7 protein-coding genes and 1 pseudogene are annotated in these 6,190 nt (G+C 71.6%); 6 read left to right on the top strand and 2 right to left on the bottom strand.

The genetic code is table 11. The features are described from left to right. Nucleotides 1–203: 203 nt before the first annotated feature. Entirely contained in the window at nt 204–557 is a 354-nt protein-coding gene (locus tag ACWD6R_RS39505) for an SsgA family sporulation/cell division regulator (RefSeq protein WP_451823177.1), read from the bottom strand. A gap of 196 nt (nt 558–753) precedes the next feature. Here ACWD6R_RS39505 and ACWD6R_RS39500 point away from each other — a divergent pair, with 196 nt between their 5' ends. From ACWD6R_RS39500 to ACWD6R_RS39475, 6 genes and pseudogenes are all read left to right on the top strand, one after another. After that, a complete protein-coding gene (locus tag ACWD6R_RS39500; protein ID WP_451823176.1) occupies nt 754–1,809 on the top strand; it encodes an energy-coupling factor ABC transporter permease in 1,056 nt (351 codons plus the stop codon). Then, nucleotides 1,809–2,570 (top strand): cobalt ECF transporter T component CbiQ, encoded by a 762-nt coding sequence (gene cbiQ, locus ACWD6R_RS39495; RefSeq protein ID WP_366135796.1) that lies wholly within the window; start codon nt 1,809–1,811, stop codon nt 2,568–2,570. Before ACWD6R_RS39500 ends, cbiQ begins: the two co-directional genes overlap by 1 nt. Next, on the top strand, nt 2,567–3,334 hold the full coding sequence (locus ACWD6R_RS39490; RefSeq protein ID WP_451823175.1) for an energy-coupling factor ABC transporter ATP-binding protein: 768 nt from the start codon (nt 2,567–2,569) through the stop codon (nt 3,332–3,334). Before cbiQ ends, ACWD6R_RS39490 begins: the two co-directional genes overlap by 4 nt. Beyond that, nucleotides 3,331–3,453 (top strand): annotated as a pseudogene (locus ACWD6R_RS39485) (MarR family transcriptional regulator); the annotation flags it as partial. The gene ACWD6R_RS39490 and the pseudogene ACWD6R_RS39485, both read left to right, overlap by 4 nt. Nucleotides 3,454–3,531: 78 nt before the next feature. Further along, nucleotides 3,532–4,695, top strand: coding sequence for a serine hydrolase domain-containing protein (locus tag ACWD6R_RS39480; RefSeq protein ID WP_451823178.1), 1,164 nt, complete (start codon nt 3,532–3,534; stop codon nt 4,693–4,695). Continuing rightward, nucleotides 4,692–5,486 (top strand): SDR family NAD(P)-dependent oxidoreductase, encoded by a 795-nt coding sequence (locus tag ACWD6R_RS39475; protein WP_451823174.1) that lies wholly within the window; start codon nt 4,692–4,694, stop codon nt 5,484–5,486. The genes ACWD6R_RS39480 and ACWD6R_RS39475 overlap by 4 nt, the downstream gene beginning before the upstream one ends. Before the next feature lie 80 nt (nt 5,487–5,566). Here the strand turns inward: ACWD6R_RS39475 and ACWD6R_RS39470 are convergent, their stop codons facing one another. Continuing rightward, nucleotides 5,567–6,085, bottom strand: coding sequence for a YbaK/EbsC family protein (locus tag ACWD6R_RS39470; protein ID WP_451823173.1), 519 nt, complete (start codon nt 6,083–6,085; stop codon nt 5,567–5,569). Nucleotides 6,086–6,190 lie beyond the last annotated feature (105 nt).

The raw sequence follows: 6,190 nt of genomic DNA, 5'->3' as shown, positions 1-6,190 counted from the left end.
GGGGAAGGAGCTACCAGGGCATTTTGGCAACGCGGGAAGCGTGCGTGCCAGGGCGTGGCCGCCCGATCAGAGGTCACCCGACAGGCTCTGAGCGGAACGCGGCCCCGGAATGCGCCGGTTACCTGTGAGGACGGGGGCCGGAGCGGCGATGAGCCCCCGTGCGAGCGGCACGGGGGCTCATCCATGCCGTCACTCCGTCAGGGTCACGCCGGTGCGGTCTCGGACGCCCTGCTCTCGCCGTGGGTGCGGTCCAGGAAGCGGATCAGCGGCGCGTTGTCGAACTGCACCACCTCGACGCCGTCCGGCGAGTGCCGCTCCACGACCAGCTGCGCCCGTCCGCACGGCCAGATCCGTATCGCGCCGTGCCCGGTCGGCGAGTGCAGCCCGTCCTCCAGCAGGTCTCGGCCGAAGGCCCAGTCGGTGCCGCCGGGGAAGGTGAGATGCACCGTACGCGGGTCGACGGCCGCGTCGTACCGCAGGTCGACGGGGACGGAGAAGGTGTCGGTCGCCTCGGTGATGAGCCGGGCTTCGGCCTGTTCTTCGATCACGGGGGGCATGGGCCGAATCCTCCTGCTACTGACCGTTTGTGAATGTTTGATATCTAATGTCGCATATTTCGGCCAAAGAGCACGATGAGGAAGCCGGGTACTTGTTGCGAATGCGCTCTTGCGAGCCATTCGCAACAAGGCCCTATCATTGAGAGGTTCATGACCCCGCGCAGCAGTGCAGGAACGCAGGAAGCGGAGCCTCCCCATGCATGTACCCGACGGATTCATCAACGCCCCCGTCTCCGCCGCCGCCGGTGTGGTCGCCGCGGGTGCCGTGGCGGTCAGTCTGCGGGGCGCCCGCCGCGAACTGGATGAACGCACCGCGCCGCTCGCGGGCCTCGTCGCCGCGTTCATCTTTGCCGTGCAGATGCTGAACTTCCCGGTCGCGGCCGGTACCAGCGGGCATCTGCTGGGCGGGGCACTCGCCGCGATCCTGGTCGGGCCGTACACCGGGGTGCTCTGTATATCCGTCGTGCTGCTCATGCAGGGCATCCTCTTCGCGGACGGCGGGCTCACCGCGCTCGGTGTGAACATCACCGTCATGGGCGTCACCACCACCGTCGTCTCGTACGCCCTCTTCCGCGGTCTCGCCACCGTCCTGCCGCGCACCCGCCGCTCCACGACCGCCGCGGCATTCGTCGCCGCACTGATCTCCGTACCGGCCGCGGCCTCCGTCTTCACGCTGATCTACTGGATCGGTGGCACCACCGACATCCCGATCGGCAAGGTCTTCACCGCGATGGTCGGCGTGCACATCCTGATCGGCATCGGCGAGGCCGTGATCACCGGGCTGACCGTCGGAGCCGTCATCGCCGTCCGCCCCGATCTGGTCCACGGCGCCCGCGGTCTCACCTCCCCGCTCAAGCTCCGGATCGACGGCGAGCTCGTCGACGCCCCCGCCCGGCAGTCCGTCGCGCCGGTCGCCGCCCGCTCCACGCGCGGGCTCTGGGCCACCGGCCTGGTCACCGCCCTCGTGCTGGCGGGCTTCGTCTCCTTCTACGCCTCCGCCAACCCGGACGGCCTGGAGAAGGTCGCCGCCGACAAGGGCATCGACAAGAGGGTCGAGAAGCACGCGGCCGAGGACTCGCCGCTCGCCGACTACGGCGTCAAGGACATCTCCGACGCGCGGCTCTCCGGCGGTCTCGCCGGGGTGATCGGCGTCGGTGCCACGATCGTGGCAGGCAGCGGGGCCTTCTGGGCCGTCCGCCGCCGCCGTACGCCGGACGCACCCGCCGACATCCGCACCAAGGAAGCCGTCTGATGGGCGCGGGCCACGCGCACAAGCTCTACCGGCACGGGCACTCGCCGGTCCACGACCTGCCCCCGCACTGCAAGCTCGCCGCTGTGTTCAGCTTCGTGCTGGTCGTCGTCCTGACGCCGCGCGAGGCGGTCTGGGCGTTCGCGCTGTACGCCGCGCTGCTCGCCGGGGTCGCTGCGGTGGCCCGGATCCCCGCAGGGTTCCTCCTCAAGCGGCTGGTCATCGAGGTGCCGTTCGTCGCGTTCGCCGTGCTGATGCCGTTCGTGGTGCCGGGCGAGCAGACGGAGCTCCTCGGCGTCTCCGTCAGCGTCCCCGGTCTCTGGGGCGCCTGGAACGTCCTCGCCAAGGGCACCCTCGGCGTCGCCGCCTCGGTGATCCTCGCGTCCACCACCGAGCTGCGCTCCCTGCTGCTCGGTCTGCAGCGGCTGAAGCTGCCGCCGATGCTCGTCCAGATCGCCTCCTTCATGATCCGGTACGGGGATGTGATCACCGGCGAGATGCGGCGGATGTCGATCGCCCGCCGCTCCCGCGGCTTCGAGGCGCGTGGGGTACGGCAGTGGGGCGTCCTCGCCAAGTCGGCGGGCGCGCTCTTCATCCGTTCCTACGAGCGCGGCGAACGCGTCCACCTCGCGATGGTCAGCCGCGGCTACACCGGCTCGATGCCGGTCATCGACGAGGTGACGGCGTCCGGCGCGCAGTGGGCATACGCCTCGGCACTCCCCGTGCTCGCCCTCGCGGTCTGTCTGCTGGGATGGACCCTATGAGCCCGTCCAGCAGCACCGCTCCGTCCCTTGAGGTCAGTGGCCTCGCCTACGCCTACCCCGATGGTCACCAGGCGCTCTTCGGCGTCGACCTGACCGTCGCCCGCGGCGAACGCGTCGCCCTGCTCGGCCCGAACGGCGCCGGCAAGACCACGCTCGTCCTCCACCTCAACGGCATCCTCGACGCGGGCGCGGGCACCGTCCGGGTCGCCGGTCTTCCGGTGGAGAAGCACAATCTCGCGGAGATCCGCCGCCGCGTCGGCATCGTCTTCCAGGACCCCGACGACCAGCTCTTCATGCCGACCGTCCGCGAGGACGTCGCCTTCGGGCCCGCCGCATCCGGGCTGCGCGGCGCCGAACTGGAGGAGCGGGTCACCGAGGCGCTCGAACAGGTCGGCATGGCGGGGTACGCGAACCGCCCCCCGCACCATCTGTCGTTCGGCCAGCGCCGCCGCGTCGCCGTCGCCACCGTGCTCGCGATGCGGCCGGAAATCCTCGTCCTGGACGAGCCCTCGTCCAACCTGGACCCCGCATCGAGGCGCGAACTCGCCGACATCCTAAGGTCGTTGGACGTCACCGTGCTGATGGTCACGCACGACCTGCCGTACGCCCTTGAGCTCTGCCCGCGCTCCGTCATCCTCAGCGAAGGCACCATCGCGGCCGACAACCGTACTCAGGACCTGCTCTGTGACGAGGAGTTGATGCGTGCTCACCGACTGGAGCTGCCCTTCGGGTTCGACCCGCGCTCCGTGACCATGGGCGCGTGACCGACGACGACACCAGCCATCCCGCGGCCTCGCTGCTGCTCGACGAACAGCTCTGTTTCGCGCTGTACGCAGCCCAGCGGGCCGTGACCGCCGCCTACCGCCCGCTCCTCGACGGGCTGAGCTGAGGGTCACCCGCGGTACAGCTCACCTGCGCAGCGATGCACCATGGGGGGATGAGCGGGAGCGCAGGAGCAGGCGTGGACGTACGGGGCACGGTGGCGACCGGATTCGAACCGGTCAGGGACGCCTTCATCCGTAACTTCGAGCAGCGGGGGGAGCGGGGGGCGGCGGTCGCCGTCTACCGGGACGGGCGCAAGGTCGTCGACCTGTGGGCCGGTACGAGAGACGTCGACGGCGTCGAGCCGTGGGCGGTCGACACGGTGCAGATCGTCCGCTCCGCGGGCAAGGGCATCGCCGCGGCCGTACCGCTGCTGCTGCACCAGCGTGGACAGGTGGACCTGGACGCCCCGGTCGGCACGTACTGGCCGGAGTTCAAGGCGGCCGGCAAGGAGCGCGTCCTCGTGCGGCACCTCCTCGCCCACCGCGCGGGAGTCCCCGCCCTCGACCGGCCGCTGACGCCCCAGGAGGCCGCCGACGGGAGCTCCGGGGCGCACGCCGTCGCCGCGCAGCGCCCGCAGTGGGAGCCCGGTACCGCGCACGGCTACCACGCACAGACGTACAGCTGGCTGATCGGCGAACTGGTGCAACGAGTCACCGGGCGCACCGTGGGCCGCTGGATCGCCGAGGAGATCGCCCGCCCGCTCGGCCTCGACTTCTGGTTCGGGCTCCCGGAGGAAGAGGCGCACCGGGTGGGCCGGATCGGACCGGTCGAGCCGCCCGTCCTCGACGGCAACGGCGGGGCGCTGCGGATGCGCCCCAAGCGGTCGGTCGTGGACGCCTACCGTGATCCCGAGTCGCTGACCCGCCGCGCGTTCGGCGCCATCGACCCGTTCCCCGACGAGAACGACGCCGGCTACCGGGCGGCCGAACTCCCCGCCTCCAACGGCATCGCGACCGCCCGCGCGCTGGCCCGCGCCTACGCCGCGATGATCGGCCCGGTCGACGGACACCGGCTCTTCGCCCCGGCCACGCTCACCCTCGCCCGCACCGAGGAGTCCGCGGGCCCGGACCGGGTGCTCGTCGTGAACACCCGCTTCGGCCTCGGCTACATGCTGCACGGCCCGGCCGCCCCGCTCCTCGCCCCCGGCTCCTTCGGTCACCCGGGCCGCGGCGGCTCGCTCGGCTTCGCCGACCCCGAATCGGGCATCTCGCTCGGCTATGTGACGAACGGTCTGCAGAAGGGAGTCACCGCCGATCCCCGTGCCCAGGCCCTGGTCAGAGCAGTACGGTCGGCGCTATGACTTCTACCGGTGATTCCAGGTTCGACGGATACGGCGTACTCATCACGGGCGCGGGACAGGGCATCGGCGCGGCCACGGCCCGTCGGCTGGCCTCCGAGGGCGCACGCGTCCTGGTGACCGATCTGGACGGTGACCGCGCCGGGCAGACGGCGGCGGCGATACGGAAGACGGGCGCCACCGCCGAGGCGCTGCCCTGTGACGTGGGCGACCGGGCGGCGGTCGAGGCGGCGGTGGCCCGTGCGGTCGAGGCGTTCGGCAGGCTCGACGTGCTGGTCAACAACGCGTACCGCTGCACACCCGACACCCCGCTCTTCGAGGACGAGCCCGACGACGTCTGGCAGGGCGATCTGGACGCCACGCTCACCGGCCCGTACCGCTGCTCACGGGCGGCACTGCCGCACCTGGTGGCGTCGGGCAGGGGCGCGATCGTCAACATCGGCTCCGTCAACGGGGAGCAGGACTTCGGCAACCACGCCTACAGCGCCGCCAAGGCGGGCCTGGGCAGCCTGACCCGTACGCTCGCCGGCCACGCCGGCCCGCGCGGGGTCCGCGTCAACCTCGTGGCCCCCGGCACGATCCGCACGGACGCGTGGGCGGACCGCGCCGACGAACTGGACCGGGTGAGCCCGATCTACCCCCTCGGCAGGGTCGGCGAACCGGACGACATCGCGGCGGCGGTCGCCTTCCTCGCCTCCCGCGACGCTGCCTGGATCACCGGGACGACGCTGCGGGTGGACGGCGGGCTGCTCGCCGTGAACGCGGGCTTCCGGAGGGCGATCGCGCAGGACTGAGGCCGGCGGGCGGCCCAGCGGGCTGCGCGGGTTGCACCGGCACCCGCGCCCGCGTCTGCCGTCCCGCCGGTGCTTCTACGTCACTTGGACTGCTCGCGCACATCCACCACGGTGCCGCCGGCATGCCCGATGACCGCCTTGGGATCGAGCGGGAAGACCGTGTGCGGGGTGCCCGCCGCAGCCCACACCACGTCGTGGTCGAGCAGCCCGCGGTCGGCCAGCACCCGGGTCTTCGTACGGTGGCCGAAGGGCGGCACACCGCCGATCGCGTAGCCGGTGGTCTCCCGGACCAGATCGGCCCCGGCGCGCTTGACCTTCCCGGCGCCCAGCTCCCGCCGTACGAGCTCCACGTCGACCCGCGAGGAGCCGTCCATCAGGACCAGCACGGGAGCCCCGTCGGCCTCGAAGATCAGAGACTTGACGATGGCGCTGAGCTCGCAGCCGATGGCCGCGGCGGCCTCGGCGGCGGTACGGGTGGCGTCCGGGAAGCGGCGGATCTCGACATCGAGACCCAGCTCGCGCAGGGCCTCGGCGAATCGGGGGTGTGCGGCCGAAACGGTGGCTTCGGTCATGGGAGCGGTCGCGTCGGGAGTACTCATGCCCTGCACGCTAGTGCTGTGACCGGGAAGGTTCACCGGGTGGGCGGTCGGTGATGTCGGGGCAACCTGCCCGTGGGCCGATCGGCCTGGTGGGTGACAATGGCG

This window comes from Streptomyces sp. NPDC005151, from assembly GCF_053599875.1.
The sequence above is the reverse complement of the archived record's forward strand: the minus strand, read 5'-3'. Positions and strand labels throughout refer to the sequence as shown.